The 23,737-nt window shown below is 35.5% G+C and carries 20 protein-coding genes; 13 read left to right on the top strand and 7 right to left on the bottom strand.

Features of this window, described 5'->3' with window-relative positions; translation table 11 throughout:
- Positions 1–22 precede the first annotated feature (22 nt).
- Both DET63_RS22375 and DET63_RS22380 read left to right on the top strand, forming a co-directional pair.
- Complete coding sequence (locus tag DET63_RS22375) at positions 23–310, top strand: ArsR/SmtB family transcription factor (RefSeq protein ID WP_001075217.1); 288 nt, start codon at positions 23–25, stop codon at positions 308–310.
- Between the two features lie 207 nt (positions 311–517).
- Positions 518–697 carry an acid-soluble spore protein H gene (locus DET63_RS22380; protein ID WP_002010492.1) on the top strand — a complete coding sequence of 60 codons (180 nt, stop codon included), beginning with the start codon at positions 518–520 and terminating at the stop codon, positions 695–697.
- A 42-nt stretch (positions 698–739) separates the two neighbouring features.
- On the opposite strand, the gene DET63_RS22385 is transcribed toward DET63_RS22380, so the two are convergent.
- Positions 740–2,089 carry a peptide MFS transporter gene (locus tag DET63_RS22385; RefSeq protein WP_061674012.1) on the bottom strand — a complete coding sequence of 450 codons (1,350 nt, stop codon included), beginning with the start codon at positions 2,087–2,089 and terminating at the stop codon, positions 740–742.
- A gap of 379 nt (positions 2,090–2,468) precedes the next feature.
- Positions 2,469–3,434, bottom strand: coding sequence for an ABC transporter substrate-binding protein (locus DET63_RS22390; RefSeq protein WP_113937887.1), 966 nt, complete (start codon positions 3,432–3,434; stop codon positions 2,469–2,471).
- A gap of 162 nt (positions 3,435–3,596) precedes the next feature.
- On the opposite strand from DET63_RS22390, the gene DET63_RS22395 reads away from it, so the two are divergent.
- The 3 genes from DET63_RS22395 to DET63_RS22405 are packed head-to-tail and all read left to right on the top strand — an operon-like array spanning position 3,597 to position 6,490.
- Positions 3,597–4,601, top strand: coding sequence for a FecCD family ABC transporter permease (locus DET63_RS22395; RefSeq protein WP_113937888.1), 1,005 nt, complete (start codon positions 3,597–3,599; stop codon positions 4,599–4,601).
- The gene (locus tag DET63_RS22400) at positions 4,598–5,656 is read left to right on the top strand and encodes a FecCD family ABC transporter permease (protein ID WP_113937889.1); all 1,059 of its coding nucleotides are present in this window, start codon (positions 4,598–4,600) and stop codon (positions 5,654–5,656) included. Before DET63_RS22395 ends, DET63_RS22400 begins: the two co-directional genes overlap by 4 nt.
- 12 nt (positions 5,657–5,668) lie before the next feature.
- The gene (locus DET63_RS22405) at positions 5,669–6,490 is read left to right on the top strand and encodes an ABC transporter ATP-binding protein (protein WP_002134356.1); all 822 of its coding nucleotides are present in this window, start codon (positions 5,669–5,671) and stop codon (positions 6,488–6,490) included.
- Between the two features lie 184 nt (positions 6,491–6,674).
- On the opposite strand, the gene DET63_RS22415 is transcribed toward DET63_RS22405, so the two are convergent.
- Complete coding sequence (locus DET63_RS22415) at positions 6,675–7,406, bottom strand: class I SAM-dependent methyltransferase (protein WP_113937890.1); 732 nt, start codon at positions 7,404–7,406, stop codon at positions 6,675–6,677.
- A gap of 212 nt (positions 7,407–7,618) precedes the next feature.
- Between DET63_RS22415 and DET63_RS22420 the strand changes: the two genes are divergently transcribed.
- Genes DET63_RS22420 through DET63_RS22430 form a run of 3 tightly spaced genes read left to right on the top strand, consistent with a single transcriptional unit; the run spans position 7,619 to position 10,302 of the window.
- Positions 7,619–8,809, top strand: coding sequence for a glycine C-acetyltransferase (locus DET63_RS22420; protein WP_113937891.1), 1,191 nt, complete (start codon positions 7,619–7,621; stop codon positions 8,807–8,809).
- Between the two features lie 44 nt (positions 8,810–8,853).
- Positions 8,854–9,819 (top strand): L-threonine 3-dehydrogenase, encoded by a 966-nt coding sequence (locus tag DET63_RS22425; RefSeq protein ID WP_113937892.1) that lies wholly within the window; start codon positions 8,854–8,856, stop codon positions 9,817–9,819.
- Positions 9,820–9,879: 60 nt separating this feature from the next.
- The gene (locus DET63_RS22430) at positions 9,880–10,302 is read left to right on the top strand and encodes an NUDIX hydrolase (RefSeq protein WP_113937893.1); all 423 of its coding nucleotides are present in this window, start codon (positions 9,880–9,882) and stop codon (positions 10,300–10,302) included.
- 37 nt (positions 10,303–10,339) lie between these two features.
- On the opposite strand, the gene DET63_RS22435 is transcribed toward DET63_RS22430, so the two are convergent.
- The 3 genes from DET63_RS22435 to DET63_RS22445 form a co-directional block, all read right to left on the bottom strand.
- Positions 10,340–12,223, bottom strand: coding sequence for a vWA domain-containing protein (locus DET63_RS22435; RefSeq protein WP_113937894.1), 1,884 nt, complete (start codon positions 12,221–12,223; stop codon positions 10,340–10,342).
- Between the two features lie 3 nt (positions 12,224–12,226).
- Positions 12,227–13,120: an ATP-binding protein gene (locus DET63_RS22440; protein WP_000892986.1), complete on the bottom strand. Its 894-nt coding sequence runs from the start codon at positions 13,118–13,120 to the stop codon at positions 12,227–12,229.
- A gap of 127 nt (positions 13,121–13,247) precedes the next feature.
- Positions 13,248–14,777, bottom strand: coding sequence for a cardiolipin synthase (locus DET63_RS22445; RefSeq protein ID WP_113937895.1), 1,530 nt, complete (start codon positions 14,775–14,777; stop codon positions 13,248–13,250).
- Positions 14,778–15,121: 344 nt separating this feature from the next.
- On the opposite strand from DET63_RS22445, the gene DET63_RS22450 reads away from it, so the two are divergent.
- Together DET63_RS22450 and DET63_RS22455 are read left to right on the top strand one after the other, a co-directional pair.
- A complete protein-coding gene (locus DET63_RS22450; protein WP_016097214.1) occupies positions 15,122–15,445 on the top strand; it encodes a hypothetical protein in 324 nt (107 codons plus the stop codon).
- Positions 15,446–16,174: 729 nt separating this feature from the next.
- Positions 16,175–17,878, top strand: coding sequence for a putative bifunctional diguanylate cyclase/phosphodiesterase (locus DET63_RS22455; protein ID WP_113937896.1), 1,704 nt, complete (start codon positions 16,175–16,177; stop codon positions 17,876–17,878).
- A gap of 31 nt (positions 17,879–17,909) precedes the next feature.
- On the opposite strand, the gene DET63_RS22460 is transcribed toward DET63_RS22455, so the two are convergent.
- On the bottom strand, positions 17,910–19,307 hold the full coding sequence (locus DET63_RS22460; protein ID WP_113937897.1) for an amino acid permease: 1,398 nt from the start codon (positions 19,305–19,307) through the stop codon (positions 17,910–17,912).
- 448 nt (positions 19,308–19,755) lie between these two features.
- On the opposite strand from DET63_RS22460, the gene treR reads away from it, so the two are divergent.
- The 3 genes from treR (at position 19,756) to treC (ending at position 23,710) form a co-directional block, all read left to right on the top strand.
- Entirely contained in the window at positions 19,756–20,466 is a 711-nt protein-coding gene (treR, locus tag DET63_RS22465; RefSeq protein ID WP_002063767.1) for a trehalose operon repressor, read from the top strand.
- Positions 20,467–20,607: 141 nt separating this feature from the next.
- Positions 20,608–22,035 (top strand): PTS system trehalose-specific EIIBC component, encoded by a 1,428-nt coding sequence (treP, locus tag DET63_RS22470; protein ID WP_002063769.1) that lies wholly within the window; start codon positions 20,608–20,610, stop codon positions 22,033–22,035.
- A 13-nt stretch (positions 22,036–22,048) separates the two neighbouring features.
- A complete protein-coding gene (gene treC, locus DET63_RS22475) occupies positions 22,049–23,710 on the top strand; it encodes an alpha,alpha-phosphotrehalase (protein ID WP_113937898.1) in 1,662 nt (553 codons plus the stop codon).
- Positions 23,711–23,737 lie beyond the last annotated feature (27 nt).

Below are 23,737 nucleotides of genomic sequence, written 5' to 3' on the forward strand. Positions count from 1 at the left end.
AAATGAAAATGAGGGGAATTTTATGAACCAAAACCAATTTGACTGTCGTATTTCAGAAGAAGACGTACAGATGTTAAGAGCATTAGCTCATCCACTTCGTCTACGTTTAGTAATGGAACTGATGCAGCGTGGAACATGTAATGTAACACAATTACAAGAGGTATTAGAAATTCCGCAATCAACTGTTTCGCAGCATTTAACGAAATTAAAACAAAATAAAGTAGTACGCTTTGAGAGACGCGGGTTAGAAGTGTACTATCAAATTCATAACGATAAAGTAAGTGAAGTAGTAAAAACATTATTTTCTTAATTTTTGAATATTACGGAAAGAAGACGTGTGAAATATACGTCTTTTTTTATTTGGAAAGGATCTAATAATAGGAAGATTTGAGAGCGTATATATTAGCGCGTTAGAAAGAAACAAACTATCGGTTGAAGTACTAAATTGACGGAATATATTCTGAAGGGATATGAAAAGATAGAAAGGAGTGTTGTAAGCCAAAGGAGGAATAATATAATGGATGTAAAACGTGTGAAACAGATATTATCTTCTTCAAGTAGAATTGATGTTACATACGAGGGAGTCCCCGTATGGATTGAGAGCTGTGATGAGCAGAAGGGTAGTGCTCAAGTGTATGACGTATCCAACCCAGGAGAGAGCGTTCACGTGGATGTGACGGCTTTAGAAGAGATGTAATAGAAAAGACGCTTCTAATTGTAGAAGCGTCTTTTTTATTCACTATTCCATCATATGTGCAATTTTCTTAGAGAACATAAGAAGTACTAATCCTAGCACGATTACGATAACACCGATGCTTGCGAATACTTCTAAATATCCTAAAGATTGAGTGAAAGCAGCTAATTGTCCTGCTAATAAGTTTGCAAAGCCAGTACCAGCTAACCATACACCCATTAATAAAGATGCTAATTTAAGAGGTGCGATTGCACTTACCATAGATAATCCGATTGGTGATAAGAATAATTCACCGATTGTGTGGAACATGTAAGTGAATACAATGAATAGTAAGTTTGCTTTCATTGTAATGTTACCTTCATCGCTACCAGTTTTTAGAACAGCTAAAGTTAAAACTAAGTACCCGATTCCTAGTAAAATCATACCAAAAGCCATTTTTGTAGGGATTTTTAAATCACCATTTTTTGTTTTTGAAAGTTTAATCCATAATGCAGAAACTGGTAATGCTAGTAAGATAATGAATAGTGGGTTTACAGATTGGAACCAAGGTGTTGGAATTGTAAATCCACCAATTGTACGATCCACGAACTTATCTGTGTAAAGTGTTAAAGAACTACCAGCTTGTTCAAATCCTGCCCAGAAGAATACAACGAAACAAGTTAAAATTAAAATTGCAGTTGTACGCTTTTTCTCTTGTGTTGTTAAAGGTTTTTTCTCAATAGGTTTTGCATTTTGTTCTTTAGATTTTTTACCGACAACAGTTGTTCCGATAGACCCTAAGTAACGAGGTGCTAAGAAATTAAAGGCAATCTGTCCAATAATCATACCGATACAAGCTGTTAAGAAACCGTATCTATAATCTGTGAAGTAACCACAAATGAATGGAGCGATAAGAGCTCCTAAGTTAATTCCCATGTAGAAGATAGTGAAGGCACTATCACGACGAGAATCGTTGTCGCTATATAATTGACCTAGTAAAGTCGAGATATTTGGTTTGAAGAATCCGTTACCGATAACTAATAATCCTAATCCTAAAAATAGTCCAGTTTTCGTGTTCATTGAAAATAGTACGAAGTTACCAATCGCCATAATGATACCGCCGATGGTAATGGCATGTCGTTTCGTAATGAAATGGTCAGTTAACCAGCCACCAATAATCGGTGTGAAATATACAAGCATTGTGAAAATACCGTAAATTTGAACTGCAACTGCTTTATCAAATCCTAAACCGCCACTTACTAAGCTCGTTGTTAAATAAAGAACTAATAAGCCACGCATTCCGTAATAACTAAATCTTTCCCATGCTTCTGTAAAGAACAACAAATATAATCCTGGTGGATGTTTTTTTGGTGATTGTTGCTCTCCAGCTTTGTCTAATTTTAAAGCTGCATCCATGTTTGTTTCCCCCTAATCCTGTATAACGGATATTTATGTAATTATTTTAATTCACAAAATATTTAGAAGTCAATAGAATTATATGGAAATAGCAAGAAAATTTCTGAAAAAATCTATTTTTCTTCAACCGTTATTGTATTTTTCCCTGAAAACAAGATAATAAGCGTTTTCAAATGTAGTAATTGAATTCTAAAAGAAAGTAAAATAGTGATAAATCAGAAAATTTAGATTAGAATATTTATTCTGATATAGAGAAAAAAAACTATATTTACTTTTATAATATAACATATCGGTAATAAAAATACAAAATGAAATAATGTGACACTTCAGTGAAATGAAAAAACCAGCTCCATAAAAGAGGGAGCTGGTTAGAATAAAATTATTTAACAAAGCGTTTTTCAATATCATCTAGTAGTAAGTTAGCGGCCATTACACCACCAGCTGTATTCCAAATAACGTCGTCAACTTTGTATGCTTTTCCGCTCTTTACTACATTTAAGTTTTTAAAGAGAGGATCGTTTATATATTCTTTTTCTAGTTCAGAACCTTTTTTCTCATTGCCTTTATCGAATGTGAAGTAGAATAATACATCGCCATCCATTGCCGAAATACGCTCTTTAGATACGTTACGTTCGGCGAAATCATCTTTGTTTTGATCTCCAGGACGTTTAAATCCAAGTTCTTTTAAAATAACACCAGAGAATGTATCGCCATGATAAATACGAACATCACCAGGCATAAAACGTACCATAGAAATTTCTTGATTTACTTTATCGCCAAGTTGGCCTTTCAAATCTTTCATACGTTTTTCGTAATCAGCTAAAACCTTTTGACCTTCTTTTTCTTTATTTAAAGCCTTTGCATAAAATGTGAAGTTATCTTTCCATTCACCGCGTAATGTTTCAGAGAACACAGTAGGTGCGATTGCTTTTAGTTGCTCGTACACTTTTTCGTGGCGCATTTTGTTACCGATAATTAAGTCAGGTTTTAAAGAAGCAATTGTTTCAACGTTAACTTGTCCTTCATCACCAACAACTTTTACATCTTTCATTTTGTCTTTAATATGTGGATACCACGGATCACCAGTCCAAGATTTTACAGCACCAACTGGTTTTACCCCTAACTCAAGTAAAGCTTCAGTTCCTTCATTTGTTAAAATAACTACACGTTTTGGATTAGCAGGAACTTCTGTTTTACCAATTGCATGTTCAACCTTAATCATTTCTTTTTTCGTATCTTCTTTTGTTTCCTCTTTAGTATTTGATTTTCCACAAGCACTTAAAAGTAATGAAAAGGCTAGTAAAAATACAAATACTGTAAACGAGTTCTTTCGCATAAATTTCATTATGTACCCCCTACATACTGAGAAGTTTTTTCAATAGCAAGCATGATAGTAATACTTCATGGTCCATTTGTCAATGAAAATAATTCTCATTATCATTGACAATGAGAATTAAGTTGAAATACACTTACAACGTATCATTATACATTGAAGGGGAAACGCTGCATGTTATTAAAAACAAATCAAGCAAAATGGATTGGATTATTTGTTGGAATCATTGCAGTCGTTATTTGTATTTGGGGAAGTATTATTTTCGGGTATATAAATACGAGTTGGAAATTAGCGATAGATGCTTTTTTTCATTTTAATGGTTCCAATGAACATATTATTATTCAAAATGTGCGTCTACCAAGGGCATTAATTGCAGCTAGTGTTGGTGCTAGTTTAGCCATTGCGGGTTGTTTAATGCAAACTTTAACAAAGAATCCGCTTGCTTCTCCAGATTTTATTGGATTAAATTCAGGCGCTGCGTTCTTTATAGTTGTAGCAATTGTACTTTTTTCCGTTACGTCTTTATCGGCTTTCACTTGGATTGCCTTTTTAGGAGCGGCAGTTGCAGCAGTACTTGTATTCGCCTCTAGTTCTTTAGGAAAAGAAGGGACAACACCTCTTAAGTTAACGTTAGCAGGTGTTGCAATCAGTGCGTTATTTTCATCATTAACACAAGGGTTACTTGTTTTAAATGAAAAAGCATTTGAAGAAGTGTTATTTTGGCTTGCCGGATCTGTGCAAGGAAGAAAGTTAGAAATTTTACAATCTGTATTCCCATATTTATTAATAGGCTGGATCGCATCTCTTATGATGGCAGGGAAAGTAAACACATTAATGATGGGGGAAGACGTTGCAAAAGGACTTGGACAACGAACAATTTTAATGAAATCATTCGTACTACTTATTATTGTATTGCTGTCTGGTGGTTCAGTTGCGGTCGCTGGTCCAATTGGATTTATTGGTATTGTTACTCCGTATTTTGCCAGATTCCTTGTTGGAGTAGATCACAGGTGGAGAGTACCGTATAGCGGCTTGTTAGGTGCAATACTATTACTCTTAGCTGATATAGCAGCTAGATATGTCATTATGCCACAAGAAGTACCAGTAGGGGTTATGACAGCATTTATCGGGGCCCCATTCTTTATTTATATTGCACGTAAGAGAGGGCTTAGCAAATGAAGAAGTATATTCCGTTTCGTATAGGAAAAGGTGGGCTCTCGTTTTTAATGTATAAACGAGCTGTTCTAGTCTTGTTTAGTTTACTAGTTGTTTTAATAGGATTATTTTTTGCGAGTGCAGGTATGGGAGATATGAAAATTGCTCCTTATGATGTATGGCAAGCGATTACGGGAAATGGCGATGCGATGTCAAATATGGTTGTAAATAAATTTCGTATGCCGCGTATTTTAATTGCCATCCTTGTAGGAATCGCACTTGCTGTAGCGGGCTGTATTTTACAAGGGCTCGTTCGAAATCCACTGGCTTCTCCTGATATCATTGGGATTACGGGCGGGGCAAGTGTTGCAGTTGTACTATTTTTAGCTATATTTAGTGATAAAAATAATGCGCTAACAGTAAGCATTCATTATATGCCATTAGCAGCTTTTGCTGGTGCAACGATTGTAGCGTTGTTTGTATATTTATTTGCATGGAGAAATGACGGGTTATCACCGATTAGTCTTGTTTTAATTGGTGTTGGATTTTGGGCATTAACGAAAGCAGCAACAACTTTATTTATGTTGTTAGCACCAATTTATCAAGCAAGTCAAGCGAATGTATGGATCACAGGTACTGTTTACGGTTCTTCATGGCAAAATGTTATGGTACTTGCGCCGTGGGTTCTCATTTTAACGACAATATCATTTATCGCTGCGAGACATTTAAATGCACAAGAGCTAGGGGATGATATAGCAGTGGGACTTGGTGTTCCTTTAACGAAGTCGCGTGTATTTATGTTGTTACTTAGTACAGCTTTAATTGGCGGGGCAGTTGCCTTTGCAGGAGGAATTGGATTTGTTGGTTTAATGGCACCTCATATTTCGCGAAGATTAGTTGGCTCTTTCTACGGTGCATTGCTCCCAGTTGCGGCGATTATCGGTGCAATTCTAGTACTCGCTGCAGATTTAATTGGGCGTACAGTTTTCACACCACTTGAAATTCCAGCAGGGGTATTTACATCAGCAATTGGTGCACCTTATTTTATTTATTTACTTTATAAAAGTCGGAATTCATAAAGGGAGATTAATATGCAAAAAGCATTGGAGACGAAACGCTTGACGCTGTCGTATGGTGAAACGATTATTATTGATGAGCTGAATTTAGAAATTCCAAAAGGGAAAATTACAATCTTCATCGGTTCTAACGGTTGTGGGAAATCAACTTTATTACGTTCACTAGCTAGATTATTAAAGCCAACAACCGGTGACATTTTGTTAGATAATCAAGCAATTCAAAGTATGCAAACGAAGCAAATTGCTCGCCAAATGGCAATTTTACCGCAAGGGCCACAAGCTCCAGAAGGACTTACAGTATTGCAACTTGTAAAGCAAGGACGTTATCCATATCAAACATGGCTGAAGCAATGGTCCGAAAAAGATGAGGAAATGGTACAAAAAGCGCTTGCTGCAACGGGTATGACAGAATTTGCTGAGCGTGATGTTCATGCCCTTTCAGGTGGACAACGTCAACGTGCTTGGATTGCAATGACCCTTGCACAAGATACAGATATTATTTTGCTTGATGAGCCGACTACATATTTAGATATGACGCACCAAATTGAAGTGTTAGATTTATTATTCGAATTAAATGAAACAGAGCAAAGAACGATTGTTATGGTATTGCACGATTTAAATTTGGCATGTCGTTATGCAGACAATATTGTAGCTATTCAAGATAAACAAATATATGCGCAAGGTAAACCAGAAGAAGTTATTGACCAGAAGTTAGTTCGGGATGTATTCCGTATGGAGTGTCAAATAAGCGCTGATCCGTTATTCGGGACACCGCTCTGTATCCCACATGGAAGAGGAAGACGTGTACTTAAAGAGGCTGTTCAAGCGATGAGATAACGAAAAAAGACGATGAGGATTCATCGTCTTTTTTACCCCGCTATTTGAGGACAGTAAGATCCCCATCTCAAAATTCAGCGAAAGCAAAGAAGCTGGTTGGGGGATCAACTGCCTGTAAAAGCCCGATTGGTGAGGGCTAATAATCAGTGGGGGATGAACATCCCCCACTGATTAAAGTTTCACTTTATTTTCGGCAAGAAAATAATAGAAAAAGGGGAATACGTAAACGTCGTTCATATTCTTCTTCATCTTGAAAACAGTTTCGATTTGGTGTAGCTTCGTTTAAGTTTGTAATCGTAAATCCGGCTTGTTGTAATAATGTAAAATATTCTTCCGTAGTCCGGTGATATTTAATAACTTCTTGATCAATCCATGGCTCAACTCGTTTTCCTGTTTTGAAATAATCATCGACGAGCCAACTAGTTCTTTTACCACTCGTTTGCAAGCTTTCAAATGAAGAGGTAATAACGGGATGTTGAACGCTAAAGGTGAAGGTTCCGTTTGTTTTTAAAGTTTGAAACACATTTTGAAAAATGATATCAAGGTGTTCAATATAATGTAAGGCAAGTCTAGATGTTACTAAATCAAAAGTAGAAGGAGGGTATGTGTAGTCTTTGAGGTTTAAAAAATGAACGGTGCCATTTTTATTTTCTAGTTGTTTTTTAGCTTTTTCATACATAAGCTCGGAGCCTTCAATACCAGTGTAAGAGTGGCATCCATGTTCTAATAATTCTTCGCCGAATTTAGCATCACCACAACCTAAATCGAGGATTTGTTTTCCTGTTACATTGCCAATGAGCTGAAAGAATGCTGGTTTTTCAAGGGATTCGTTTGGACTATTTTCTCGATATCTTCGCTGCATATATTGCTCTAAAAATGATTCGTTATTATATACATCAGATTCAGTAAATGCCATTTTAAAAGCCCCCTAAATATTTTTTTAATTCTATCAAATATGAAAAGTAAATGATAGATTTCTCGTAATGAATCATATATAATCTAAAATTGTAAGCGGTTTCTCTAAGCTATTTTTCTATAATAAATTCTGAAAACGTGTTAAGCTAGTAGAGGGATTATTAGAACTATTAAGATAATAATCCGCTTACATGAACGATGGGAGGCTTCACGATGTCTAGTAAAACACTTGCAAACTTTTTAGAAGAAAATTTAGAGGATTTAAAATCAAAGGGGCTTTATAACGTAATTGATCCGCTTGAAAGTCCAAATGGACCGATTATTACAATTGGCGGAAAAGAATATATTAACTTATCTTCAAACAACTATCTTGGATTAGCGACTGATAATCGCTTACAAGAAGCAGCAATTGGTGCAATTCATAAGTACGGCGTTGGAGCAGGAGCTGTTCGTACAATTAACGGTACTTTAGATTTGCATATTAAATTAGAAGAAACAATTGCAAAGTTTAAACATACAGAAGCAGCAATTGCTTATCAATCAGGATTTAACTGTAATATGGCAGCGATTTCAGCTGTTATGGATAAAAATGATGCGATTCTTTCAGATGAATTAAACCATGCATCTATTATTGATGGTAGTCGTCTATCAAGAGCGAAAATCATCGTTTATAAGCATTCTGATATGGAAGATTTACGCAAAAAAGCAATCGAGGCAAAAGAATCAGGTCTTTATAATAAATTAATGGTTATTACAGACGGTGTTTTCTCAATGGATGGAGATATTGCAAAATTACCAGAGATTGTTGAAATTGCAGAAGAGCTGGATTTAATGACATATGTAGATGATGCACACGGTTCAGGTGTACTTGGCAAAGGTGCAGGCACTGTAAAACATTTCGGTCTTTCTGATAAAGTTGATTTCCAAATCGGTACATTATCAAAAGCAATTGGGGTAATTGGTGGATATGTAGCTGGGAAACAAAACTTAATCGATTGGTTAAAAGTGCGTTCACGTCCATTCTTATTCTCAACAGCTTTAACACCAGCTGATGCAGCTGCTTGTATGAGATCAATTGAAATTCTAATGGAAAGCACAGAGTTACACGATCGTTTATGGGAAAATGGTCGCTATTTAAAACAAGGGTTAAAAGAACTTGGCTTTAACATTGGAGAAAGTGAGACACCAATTACGCCTTGTATTATTGGTGATGAAGTATTAACACAAGAATTTAGTAAACGTCTAAATGAAGAAGGCGTATACGCAAAATCTATCGTATTCCCAACTGTAGCAAAAGGAATGGGACGCGTTCGTAATATGCCTACAGCAGCTCATACGAAAGAACTGTTAGATGAAGCAATTCGTAAGTATGAAAAAGTAGGGAAAGAAATGGGTATCATTTAAGTAACGACATCTTTTGAATAGCTTGCAAATGAGGAGTGGGGAAAATGAAAAAAATTCTAGTAACCGGTTCTTTAGGGCAAATTGGTTCTGAACTAGTAATGAAACTTCGTGATGTATACGGCGCATCGAACGTTATTGCAACTGATATTCGTGAAACAGATAGTGAAGTAGTAACGTCTGGTCCATTTGAAACGTTAGATGTAACAGATGGACAAAAATTACATGATATTGCAAAGCGTAATGAAGTAGATACAATTATTCATTTAGCGGCTTTACTTTCAGCAACTGCAGAAAAAAATCCATTATTTGCTTGGAATTTAAATATGGGCGGACTTGTAAATGCATTAGAAGCAGCACGTGAATTAAACTGTAAGTTTTTCACGCCAAGTTCTATCGGTGCATTTGGTCCATCAACGCCAAAAGATAATACACCACAAGATACAATTCAGCGTCCTACTACGATGTATGGGGTAAACAAAGTAGCAGGAGAATTATTATGTGATTATTATCATCAAAAGTTTGGCGTTGATACGCGCGGTGTACGTTTCCCAGGCTTAATTTCTTACGTAGCTCCTCCAGGAGGCGGAACAACTGACTATGCAGTTGAAATTTATTATGAGGCGATTAAAAAAGGTACATACACCTCATACATTGCAGAAGGAACATACATGGACATGATGTATATGCCAGATGCTTTACAAGCAATCATCTCATTAATGGAAGCTGATCCAAATAAACTAGTTCATAGAAATGCGTTTAACATTACAGCAATGAGCTTTGAACCAGAGAAAATTGCAGCATCAATCCGTAAACACATTCCGAACTTTACAATGGATTACGCAGTAGATCCAGCTCGTCAAACAATCGCTGATAGCTGGCCGAACTCTATTGATGCAACAGCAGCAATGAAAGAGTGGGGCTTTAAGGCAGAATATGATTTAGACAGAATGACAACTGATATGCTGGCTAAGTTAAAAAAAAAGCTCGCATCTGAGTTAGTAATGAATTAATAGGAAGAGCCGATTCTTAGGAATTGGCTCTTAATTATTTTAGGAAGGGAGAAAAGCAACATGCAAAGAGTTGATGTCGTATATGCACTAATACACGATAGCGAAAAAGATAAAATATTAATGGTACATAATATAGAACAAAACGTTTGGTCATTGCCAGGCGGGGCTGTTGAAAAAGGAGAAACGTTAGAGCAAGCACTAGTAAGAGAAGTGAAAGAAGAGACAGGTTTAACTGCTACAGCAGGTGGGCTTGTTGCAATAAATGAGAAGTTTTTTGAAGAGAAAGGACATCATGCATTATTTTTTACATTCCGAGCAAATGTAGTAACAGGTGAACTTCGTGCAGAAGATGAAGGAGAAATTTCCGCAATCGAGTGGGTAGATAGAAAAATCGCGAATGAGCGATTCCCATACTATGATGGAGGGTTCGAATTATTATTAGAAGTTTCCATTCCATACAAGTTTCAACCAGAAACAAAGTGAGTGAACGAAAAAACAGGAGCCACAAGGCTCCTGTTTTCTATTCAATCGTCTTCAGTAATAGTTTCTTCAACAATGGTTTAATCTTCAGGCGTAAATCTTCAGCATGATTTGCAACTAAGAAGTGATGGTTATAAATGTTCTTCATTAATTGATAAGTTGCTTCTTTCGCTTCGCCTTCTTCGATGAAGATTCCGATTACTTCCATACCACTTTTACGAGCAAGTTTGACAGCTTCATGCGTATCTAAAATACCGTCTTGTTGATAGTCTAGCGCAGAAGGCTCACCGTCTGTAAAGACAAGTAAGAATTTATGTTTTTCTGGTCTTTTCGCAAGCTTTTCGGAAACGATACGAATAATATACCCGTCGCGGTTATCTTCTTCTTCGCGAAGTTGCATAATTTCTGGACCGACGTTTGGTAACGTTGAGTTTTTATACGTAACAACTTCATGGATAACGTTCGGTTTATCTTCAGGCTTAGCACTAGAAGCATCTTCCCAAAATCCACTAATAGCGTGCGGAATTTTTAAAGATTTTAAAGCTTCATGGAATAGGACCACACTCTTCTTCGTTTCTTCCATTTTGTTATACATAGAACCAGAGCAGTCCACTAATAGTTGGAATGCAACGTCGAGCTCTTGTGATTCTTGTCCTTTTTTATAAAACATACGCGGCTGCTTTTCAGTATAAATACGAAGGAATTTCTTACGAAGCCTTCCGTAATATTTATCACTGTTTGCATTCGTTTTGTTTTCAATTGTTTTTTCGATAATTTTCTTTAATTCTTTTACATCTTTATTAACGACTGATTTGATAGCTTGGTAATCTTTTTTCTCATCAGTATTCGATTTGCGAGCTTCTTTAAATGTATGAGAAGCTCCCACATTATACTTGCCGTATGCACCGTCGTTTTGGCTAGAAGTATGAGACGCTCTTGCTTCCTCTGTATCAGCACCATCAAAGTTAGATTGTGTACTTTTTTGGGAAGTACCTTGTACAGAACCAAGTGCTTGGTCACCATCTTCTGATTCACGAGCAGTATCACCCATCATATTTGTTTTTGTTCCGCTTTCTAAATCAAAGCGTAAAAAGTTCTCGTTTTCATTGTTTTTATTTTCACGGTGCCATGTCGAGAAGCTTTCATCCATTTTGTTTTTGTTATCATCGTCATCTAGGAGCTGCGTATCATCATTTGCTAATTTTTCAGCGCGACTGTCTTTCTCATCTGTAATAACAGATAAATAAAGCGGTGCATGTCCGAAATAATTATTAAGCATATCACTTTCAAGAAGTCCTTCTAAACGATAGCGAATTTTCTCAACAATATACATAATATCTTCCGTATTATGAGCTTGGAATGTTTCATGCAAAATTGATTCAATTTGCTCGAAATATTCATTATTAAACATTTCATATTTATCACTCGTTAATGAAAGATAGCATAGACAAAATAGACGATCACCGTGATAATTACGAACACGATTTATTTCATTTTGTGAGCCAAAGTAATTGCGATACATTTCTTTTCGGCGTTTAAAAATATGCTTTGTGCCAGGACGTAAATTTTTGACGATTTCCTCAACACGTAAATCTTCTAATAGAACAAATAATTGTGTTAAAAACTTTTTTAGAGGCGATTCTTGTAACTCAATCGCATAAGAACGAATTAAAGTCATGTCCGAGTAATGTTTATTACCAAGTGCCTTTAAGAACACTTCGCTTTTTAATCCGATTACTGTATCCTCTTCTTTTCGATCATCCCAAAAGTGACTAATGACAACCTTTTTTTCAATTTCGTCGTAGTATGCTTTATAGCCATACTCAAGATAGGCATCGTCTTCTTTTAGAAGAGCATACATTAAGTTTTCCATTTGTAGAAACAGCGACGCATCAATTTTTTTGTCACTAAAAATTTGTCTCATGAATTATCCCTCAAAGAAATAACTTTCTGCTAATTCACGGACAGTCATTTGTTCTGTTTCATCGTTTAATTTTGCGATAATACTACGTTCAATTGCACGCATAACAGGAATATATACACCTAAATCACATGCATCGATAATGCCACGAATACTAGCGGCTTCTTCACTTACGCGCCCATCACGAGCTAAAGGCATAAGATCGCTTGCGAATGCAACGAACTTTTCAATTGTTGCAACATCATTTAATTTTGATTCAGATAGTAATAGCTCTTTTAATGTATCACCTTGAATGTAAGGAACTTCAATAATAACGAAACGGTTTTTTAACGCTTCGTTTAGTTCACTTGTCCCAACATAACCTTCGTTAATCGCAGCAATTACGCGATATTCGTCATCACCGTATACAACTTCTTGTGTAAATGGGTTTGTAATCATTTTACGGTAATCTAATGCGCCGTGAAGAAGTGGTAACGTTTCAGGTTTTGCCATATTGATTTCATCAATATATAAGAAATGACCGTTCTTCATTGCTTTCATAAGAGGACCGTTAACGAACGTAACTTCAGATGCTCCGTCTTTCGTTTGTAATGTGTTGTATCCTAAAATACCTTCCACATCTAAATCGACAGAACAGTTAATGCTATGCATTGGTTTTTGGAATAAAGAAGAAAGAGTTTCTGCTAGTACGGTTTTACCACTACCAGTTGGCCCTTTTAATAGAATGTTTTTACCAAGTAAAAGTGCTGTAATGGCATCTTCAATAATGCTGTTATCAGATGCTTTATATATTTTCTTGCCAATTAAATGTGCATTTTCACCAGCTTCTTGTTTATTCTTTTCATGAATTGTAGAAAGCTGCTGTTTTAAATCAGAATGTATATGAAATTGTTCTAACATGTATTTCCCACCTAACATTATTTTCATAAAGTAATACATCTTATGATAACTTGTTTTAATATGGTATGCAAAGAAAAGGAGAAGGGGGAAATATAAAAGAAAAAGCAATCAATATCACATTGATTGCTTATAGTAAAGGAGAAATGAGTCGCATAAAGGACTCTAATATTCTTTTTTTGATACTTCTTTTTTGGAACGAGTTCCATTTAATTTCATTGGAGTGTTTAAAGTCTTCTTCAAAATCATGTTTAATATCATGAACGGTTTCTGATTCATATAGTACGCTAATAATTTCATAATTCAATTCAAAGCTACGTACATCCATATTTGCTGTTCCAATTGTTGCGATTGTATCATCAACGAGTACAATTTTTGCATGCATAAATCCATCTTTATAACTGTAAATAGAAGCACCAGCTTTTAAAAGTGGAGTGAAATAGGATTGAGATGCTTGATCGCTAATAATACTATCACTCTTACCAGGATATAAAATACGTACATCTATGCCAGATATTGCACTTAGGCGTAATAATGTTAAAGTTTCTTGATCCGGAATAAAGTATGGTGTAGCGATCCAAATAGATTTTTTGGCTGAGCCCATAATAGCTAGTAATGTATTACGAATACTTTTATCATCTGAGCTTGGTCCACTTGCTACAATTTGCACCGCACCTTCTGCATCCGGAATTTCTTTTCCTGGGAAGTATTGTCTATTCATAAATTGATCCCAAGAATAAGTATTCAATCCACTAGACGCATAAAGCCAATCTTCTAGAAAGATGGCTTGTAATTTATACAATGCTTTTCCTTCTATTTTTAAATGACTATCACGCCAAACAGGGAATTTTTTTGAGCGACCAAGATATTCATCACCGACGTTGAGCCCTCCGGTAAAACCAATTTCTCCATCTACAATGACGATTTTACGGTGATTACGATAATTAACTGTCTCGAGTAACCAAGCTGAAAAAATAGGGTCAAATTCGACAATTTCAATTCCAACTTTTTTCATAGGTTGTAAAAATCGTCGTCTTAACGTATTACTTCCGAGTCCATCATAAAGGAAGCGTACAATAACACCATCTTTTGCTTTTTGTATTAAAGCATCGCGTACTTTTTTACCAATCTCATCAGATTTATAAATATAGTATTGAATATGTATGTGATGTTTTGCATTCTCGATTGCGTTCAAAATTTCTGAAAAGGTTTGATCACCGTTTGTTAAAAGTTTTGTTGTCGTTCTATCCGCGGCAGGCCCGCCTCCGAATTTTTGTACGACTTCTGTTAAATGTATAGAACGTTCATGTAATGGGACTGTGAGTGATAATTCTAGTCGTCTTCCTTCTAATATTTCGCGGAATAATTTTCTTTGTTCTTCTGAACGATGAAGATGTTTTTTTCTTCTCCAACGGCTACGCCCGAAAATAGAGTATAAAAGTACACCTACAACAGGAAGAAGTGCTAATACTAAAAACCACGCTAAGGTGCTTTGGGGTGATCTATTTTCGATAAAAATAACGAATGAAATTCCTACGATTGTGATGGACCATAGAGCACCAACAAACGTATATAACGAAATAACCGATGTATTTAATAGGAAAAGAACGATAGATACGATTGTAAATATTAATAATAATTGAACGATAGGTTTCTTCATTTCTATATAATTCCTCTAATCTTTCTTAAATATAGACTTCTTAAATAGAAGATATAATCTGACATCCTTATTATAAAGTGTTTTGTTTTTTTTACAAAATATAGACATTTGTCCTATACTTTCCGCATTTGTCCTACATACAGTATATTGTTACGTTGTTATCCCGCTATTTGCTGGTTAATGATCAGTGTAGGAGGGACAAAACCCTTGCCTCTTATATAGGAAAGGGAATGAGGTTTCTTTCCTGGATTTGTAGCAGGTGCATTATGAAGCCCAGGATATGGTTATCCATATTACGCGAATTCTTCTTATTAAGGTGAGGAAATGGAAAGGAGAGGGAAATAATGAATTATATAGAAAATAACGGATTGTATTATCGTCATAATCATGGAGGGCACCATCATAATGGCGGACATAATCACCATGGTGGGCACAATCATTATGATCATCATCATCATCACGGTGGTGGATGGGGCTGGGGTGGCGGCTCGTGGGGCGGAGGATTTTTCCCAGGAAGTTTTGCTGGAGGCATGTTAGGTGGGCTTACAGCTGGCGCATTAACGGGTGCAGCAGGTGGAGGCTACTATCCAGCACCGTACCCAGTAACATATCCAGCACCATATCCAATGCCATACCCGGGTTATCAGCAAATACCATATCAGTATTAAACTAAAAAAGAGGATATCCTCTTTTTTAGTTTAATATTTTATTTATAAAATATTTCCAAAAACAAGGTGAAAATATGTTAATATTTTGTTATTATAATTCAATATGTTAAATGCAAATTTTGGCTTTATCCCGCTATTTGTGGGTAGTAAAACCCCCACTGATTAAAGTTTCACTTTATATTAGTATTCGTGAATCGTTGCATTTTGTATATTAATCTCTATTTCATTATGTATCGGCAGTTAGATTTACATCTTAACATTTAATGAAATAAAAGAGGTTAGGTGTGAGGTCGTATTAGTAGGGAGCAGAGGCTAATAGTGATGAAATTGTCACTTTACAAATTCAAAGAATGTAAGAGAATACTGTATAATAAGCTTAGATAAGTAGAGAGATGAGAAGCTTCTACTATAATTAAAACAGCACCATATTGCTTTTTTTTATAAATAATATTATGTTATTTTAATCGGCCTATTTAGAAAAAAATTGTGATTTATCCCGCATTAACGGGCAGTAAGACTCCCACCTCAAAATTCGGTGAATGTGAGGAAGTTAGGTGGGAGATAAAAGCCCAATTGGTGAAGGCTAATAATCAGTGGGGGATGAACACCCCCCCACTGATTAAAGTTTCATTTTATGTAAAGGCGTATTGTTAGAAAATGAAATATCTCTATTTCTATGAAGAGAAACGAGTTGTGTTTTAGTCAGATAGGAAGCAAGGAGAGGTGCGCATGCTAGAACAAAGAGGTCATGCATTATATGACTCTTCATTGCAAGATTTAAAATTAGCATTAGATGAGTCTTCAATTGTTGCTATTACAGACCGAAATGGTCTTATTACATATGTGAATGATAAATTTTGTAAAATCTCAAAATATAAAAGAGAAGAGTTAATAGGAAAAGATCACCGTATTTTAAATTCCGGATATCATCCGAAAGCATTTTTTCAAATCCTATGGAAGCGTATTTTGAGTGGAAAAGTTTGGACGGGGGAAATTCGAAATCAAGCAAAAGATGGTTCGTATTATTGGGTTAAAACAACAATTGTTCCATTTTTAAATGAAAAGGGAGAACCTTATCAATTTATTGCAATTCGAAATGATATAAGTAGTAGGAAAGAAGCAGAACAAAGATTACGATTAAGCGAAAGTCGTTATAGGGAACTTGCTTATCATGATGCGTTAACAAGTTTACCGAACCGTTTACAGTTAATTACGACTGTAAATAAGATGATTGCAGAGAAAATAGAGTTTGGCATGATTTACTTTGATTTAGATCGTTTTAAATTAGTGAATGATACGTTAGGTCATATGATAGGAGATTTACTTTTAAGCGAAGTTGCTTCACGGTTGCATTATGTGCTAGGAGAGAAAGATGTTCTAGCTAGGCTTGGTGGCGACGAATTTGTACTGTTAACAAAAACTCATACACATGATGAGATGAGGCAGTTAGCGACATCCGTGTTGTCATGCTTTCAAGCGCCATTTATGCTTGAAGGTCATGAAGTATATATTTCAGCTAGTCTAGGACTTTGTTCCTATCCGCAAGATGGAAAAGACGTTGAAACGTTATTAAAAAATTCGGATTTAGCCATGTATAGTGCGAAAGAGCAAGGAAGAAATGTGGCGTGCTTCTTTACAGATGAATTACGTGCGAAAATAAACCGTAGAATGAAAATAGAATTTGCTTTGCAAAAAGCGATTCGTGACGAAGAATTAAAAGTGGCATTACAACCCATTATTGATTTGAAAACAAAGAAATGTACTGGTATTGAGGCTTTAGTACGCTGTAAGACAGAAGAAGGTCCTATTTCGCCAAGTGAATTTATCCCTGTAGCTGAAGAGTGTGGACTTATTATAAAACTAGGAGACTGGGTACTAGAAAAGTCATGTCGACTGTTTAAAACTTTACCAGATTATCAAGAGGGACTGAAGTTATCTGTTAATTTATCAATACAACAATTGATGCAAAAGCGATTTATTTTATCTGTTCGTAGTATATTGAAGCGAACAGGGTTTCCGCCAAATCGTTTAATATTAGAAATAACAGAAAGTATAGCTGTACGTCATTTTGATTATATTATTGCTACATTACAAGAATTAAGAAGTATGGGAATTTTAATCGCTTTAGACGATTTCGGAACAGGGTATTCCTCATTATATTATTTAAAACAACTACCACTTGATATTGTGAAAATTGATCGTAATTTTATTCGTGAGTTTCATTATGATCATGCACAACCAGAGCGAACGATTGTAAAATCGGTTATTGAAATCGCCCATAGTTTAAATTTATTAGTGGTAGCTGAAGGGGTAGAAACGGTAGAACAAGAAAGTTTATTAAAATCAATGAGTTGCGACTTTGTACAAGGTTTTTATTATGCGAAACCGTTAGATATAGGGGAACTAAAAGAAAAATTATTAACTGATTTTTAATAAAAAAAGAGAAGCGAAAAGCTTCTCTTTTTTATTGTTTTCTTTGTGAATCTTTCATTAAAACTGGATAAAGAAGAAGACCTAATACAAACAAACCAATGCCTAAGAAGAATGTTTTTAAATCAGCAGTTCCCGTTTTAATAACCCATAAGGAATATAAAAATGCTAATGCAGTAATGATCCCATCTTTTACTCGAGATCCAGGCATTATATCATACGTTTCCCCCGTAATAACTAATTTTAACTGGTACAAGGTAGAAACAAGGTACGGGATTAAAAATGCTAATGTTGCTACAACAATAGCGAAATTATATGCTTCTGAAACAGTACCAGAAATCGTCGAAAATAAGAAAATTTGTGTCATCACATTTGTAATAAATAATGATTTTGAAGGACTTCCTTTTTTATTCGTTTTTCCGAAAACCTTAGGGAAAAGTCCTTTTTTTGCTGCTTGGTAAGGTACTTCTGAGCTAACAACGATCCAGCCTACAGTAGATCCAAATAAAGATACGAGCGCAAGTAGTGCCATTATATAAGCACCTTTAGTACCAATTGCTAAATTTAAAGCATCTACTAATGGCTTTTGAGACTCTTTTAAAGCATCTTGCGAGAGAGCGCCCATTGTGAGTAGAGTAATTGCCATGTAAATAAGAAGAGCGATAATTAATCCGAAAATCGTAGCTTTCTTAACATCGCGCTGAGATTTTGCGCGGTTAGAGAGCATAACTGCTGACTCAATACCGATAAATGCCCAAAGTGTTGCGATAGCTGCTGAATTTATTTGTCCCCCCAACGAAATAGGTTGTCCAGCTTCATTCATAAATGTTTGACCGTCCCCGAAATTAGAGGCATTAAAAATAAATAATGTAATAACAATAAACATTGTAAATCCGATAATCTTTGCAATGGTAGCAAGAAGGTTCATATTTCCGGCTCTATCAATATTTTGAGACAGAATATATTGAATCCCCCATAACATAAGGCTACATACCATGAAAGTTAATCCTTTTCCGAGCTCTAGTGAAAATCCATTTATTGAAAAGAGAATTTGCTTACTTTGTAAAACAGGAAAGAAGGTTGATAAATATCCTGCAAAGGAAATAATTACAGATGCTGTAGCAGCCCAATTAGCAGCCCAGTACCCCCAAGCCATACTATATCCTGCAACTTTACCTGCTTTTTGGGAAGTAAACATTGCTTGGGCGTAACTTTGTGGTCCTGCTGTTAATTCTGGTTTACGAATTGCTAAATTACCAAATACGAGAGCGATCATAAATACACCCAGTCCTGTAATGCTCCATGCAAGTGTAGATCCCATTGGACCTGATACTTGCGCTAAGTTTGCTGGAAGCATAAATACACCGCCACCAACCATATTCCCGATAACAAAAGCTATTAAAATCCATAATCCCCATTTTTTCGTTTCCATTTTTGTTAACTCCTTTGTAGTAAGTTTTGCTTAAACATCATTTTTTACTAGCATTTTTGGCAATAAAAAAAGAGCCATGTAGATAAAAAATACCTACATGGCTCTTTGCCAAAGCGTAGGTACAACGGGAATAACCCTTGTACCTACGCGTAATTTTTCCGCTAGGTTTCAAGGGTTAAGTATGATGATGATGTTTTTGTGCAAATGTAACTACAGTTGTATAAGTAAGCATAGTTCTTTGCTCCCTTTCTCCTCTGATTTTGAAGTTAGTATACTATATGTTTTTTTGAATGAAAAGAAAAATATTAAAAAATTTATAAAAATACGTTTTAGGGACTAAATATTTACCTATAGTTTTCTTGTACTGGAAAATAAGTGAGAGATTGGCAGAAGAGTATAGCGTGGTATAATACATATAGAATTAGAAGGTGACAAGGGGCTATTGTAGATGATGAGTAAGTATGAACAAATTTATACAGAAATCAGCAAGTCTATTGATAATAAACAATTAAAAGAAGGATGCAAAATTCCATCAGAAACGGAATTAATGAAGCAGTACGAGGCAAGCCGGGGTACTGTAAGAAAAGCTGTAGATTTATTGCAAGAGCGTGGATATGTTCAAAAAATACACGGAAAAGGTGTTTTTGTATTAAAGCGCAAAAACATTGAATTTAACTTTGGTGGTATTGTAAGTTTTCAAGAAGAAAATGAACGTTTAGGACGTTACTGTATTACAGAAGTCGTGGAAATAGAGAAAATGAAAGCGACGAAAGATGTAGCAAAGTTATTAAATGTGAAAGAAAAAACGGAAATAGATCATATTAAACGCGTACGAAATATTGATGGAGAAAAAGTAATTTTAGATATAAACCATTTTGTATCGGAATATATTCCAGGATTAACGAGAGAAATTGCAACTGCATCGATTTATAAATACATCGAAAAAGAATTAGGACTACATATTAGCTATTCACAGAGGGTAATTGAAGTACAGCCATGTACAGATGATGACCGAAAGTATTTAGATTTAAATGGAACAGACTATGTTGTCGTTGTAAAAAACTTTACTCATTTATACGATGGGAGTCAGTTCGAATATACGGAATCACGTCACCGCTTAGATATTTTTCACTTTTCGGATGTGGCGCGAAGAAAATAAAGAGATGGAGCGAAATAATCGTTCCATCTCTTTATTTATAAAAAAATCATCAACTTATATATATGAGTGTTGACTAACTTATATATACGAGTTAATATGTAAGTGTAAACGGTATCAAAAAAAGAAAAGAGGGACGGGAATATGGGGAAAGACTATCGTAAAACAGCAGAAGAAGTGTTGCAGTATATTGGTGGGAAAGACAATATTGAACAAGCTGCGCACTGTGTAACGAGGCTACGTATCGCTTTAAAAGATGAAAATAAAATAGATAATGATAAATTACAGTCTGTTTCATTAGTAAAGGGAGCGTTTCATAACGCTGGGGTATTTCAAATTGTAATTGGTCCAGGTGATGTCGATCGAGTATACGCTGAATTGATAACGCTTGCAGGTATGGAAGAATCGACAGTAGCTGACGTAAAAGGTTCAGGGGATAAAAAATTAAATCCAGTTCAAAAGTTTGTAAAAGTATTTTCAGATGTATTTATGCCGATTTTGCCAGCAATTATTACGGCAGGTTTACTAATGGGGATTAATAATCTGTTAGGGGCAAAGGACTTATTTTTTGATGGGAAAAATTTATTAGAAGTATATCCGAACTTAGGTGGGCTTTGGGATTTAATTAATATGATGGCCAATACAGCATTCGTATTCTTACCGGCACTTGTTGGTTGGTCAGCAACGAAGCGCTTTGGTGGTAGTCCAATACTAGGGATTGTTATGGGATTAATGCTTGTGCATCCGGCCTTATTAAACGCGTGGGATTATGGAAAAGCAGCGACTGGTTTAGAGGGACAAAAGATTGAGTACTTCGATATTTTAGGGCTATTCCAAATTGAAAAGGTAGGGTATCAAGGTCAAATTTTACCCATTTTAGTAGCAGCATTCGTATTAAGTAAAGTTGAAATCTTCTTAAAGAAACATGTGCCAAACGCAATTCAATTATTAGTTGTACCAATTACAACAATCGTTGTAACAGGTGTATTAGCGTTAGGAATTATCGGTCCAGTTACACGTCATATTGGCGATTTATTAACGGCTGGATTAGTTGGCGTATATGAAACGGTACCAGTACTTGGAGCAGTATTATTTGGAGCATTATATGCACCGCTCGTAATTACAGGAATGCATCATATGTTTATTGCAATTGATTTGCAGCTAATTGCACAGCACGGCGGTACATTTATTTGGCCGATGATTGCTCTTTCTAACATTGCACAAGGTAGTGCGGCACTAGCGATGTTCTGGATTTCTAAAAATCAAAATGATAAAAGTATGGCATCAACATCAGCAATCTCAGCGTACTTCGGTATTACAGAGCCAGCGATGTTCGGTGTGAATTTAAGAAATAAATTCCCGTTCTATGCAGCGATTATTGGGTCTGCTATAGCAGCGATATTTATTACATTAAATGGTGTATTAGCACCAGCAATCGGAATTGGCGGATTGCCAGCATTTATTTCTATCATTCCGAAATCGATTCCAATGTTTATTGTAGGGATGATAATCGCAGTAGTAATTCCATTTACATTAACATGGTTATTTGCGAAACGAGTAAAACAGAAGTAGGAGGAAATTAAGCATGAAAGATTGGCATAAAAGTGTAGTCTATCAAATTTATCCGAAGAGCTTTAATAGTTACTATAATAAAGAAACCGGTGATATAAAGGGAGTTACAGAGAAATTAGATTATTTAAAGGAACTTGGAGTGGATTATATTTGGTTAACACCGATATACCGATCACCACAAAATGACAATGGATACGATGTAAGTGATTATTACAGCATTGATCCATCTTACGGGACGATGGAAGAGTTTGAAGAGCTTTTAAAAGAAGCGAAAGTACGTGACATTGAAATCATGCTTGATATCGTTGTAAATCATAGTTCAACGGAGCATAAGTGGTTTAAAGAAGCAAAAGAAGATAAGAATAGTCCGTATCGAAATTATTATATTTGGCGTGATGAAAAGAATAATTGGCAGTCTAAATTTGGAGGATCTGCTTGGAAATATGATGAGAAAACAGGGCAATATTTTTTACATCTATTTGATGAGACGCAAGCTGATTTAAACTGGGAAAATGAAAAGCTTCGTGAAGAAGTGTACGATATGATGCGCTTTTGGCTCGATAAAGGTGTAAAAGGATTCCGCCTTGATGTTATTAACTTAATTTCAAAAGATCAAAGATTTTTAAGTGATGAAGGCACCACTGCTACAAGTGATGGGCGTAAATATTACACAGATGGTCCACGCGTCCATGAATATTTACAAGAGATGAGCCAAAATGTTTTTGAAGGGAAAGATGTAATTACAGTTGGAGAAATGTCATCTACGACAATTGATAATTGTATTAAATATTCGAATCCTGAGCGCAATGAACTAAGCATGACGTTTAGTTTCCATCATTTAAAAGTAGATTATCCGAATGGTGATAAGTGGACGAAAGCTGATTTTGATTTCATTAAATTAAAAGAAATTATGTCTAATTGGCAAATTGAAATGCAAAAGGGCGGAGGATGGAATGCGTTATTCTGGTGTAATCATGACCAGCCTCGTATCGTTTCACGGTTTGGTGATGATGAGAAGTACCGAAATGAATCTGCGAAAATGTTAGCGACAGCTATGCATATGTTGCAAGGAACGCCTTACATTTACCAAGGTGAAGAAATCGGTATGACGAATCCTAAATTCGAGTCCATCGAGCAATATCGTGATGTAGAGTCGTTAAATATATATGATATAAAGCTAGAAGAAGGATTATCAAAAAAAGAGATTATCGGGATTTTAAAACAAAAATCTCGTGACAATTCCCGTACTCCGATGCAGTGGAATGAAGAGGTGAACAGTGGTTTTACAACAAGTACACCTTGGATTTCTGTGGCTGAAAATTTTAAAGAAATAAACGTAGAGAAGGCATTAGAAGATAGAGAATCTGTATTTTATCATTATAAAAAGCTAATTGAACTTAGAAAAAAATACGATGTCCTTACAGAAGGGAAATATGCTATTTTAGATGGAAATCATCCTAGCATTTGGGCGTATACACGTACTGTAAATAATGAAGTATTACTTGTTATAAATAACTTCTATGGAGAAGAAATAACGTATTCTGTACCAGTTCATGTTCAATTAGATGGTATGAAACAAGAAGTATTATTATCAAATTACAAAGATTCAAGTAAAGATATTACCAATCTTAACTTAAGACCGTATGAGTCAATTGTATATCGTTATATGAAATAAAAGGTTGGATGCCGGCGGGCGTCCAAC

It is taken from the genome of Bacillus sp. DB-2 (assembly GCF_003315125.1).
Taxonomy (GTDB): domain Bacteria; phylum Bacillota; class Bacilli; order Bacillales; family Bacillaceae_G; genus Bacillus_A; species Bacillus_A mycoides.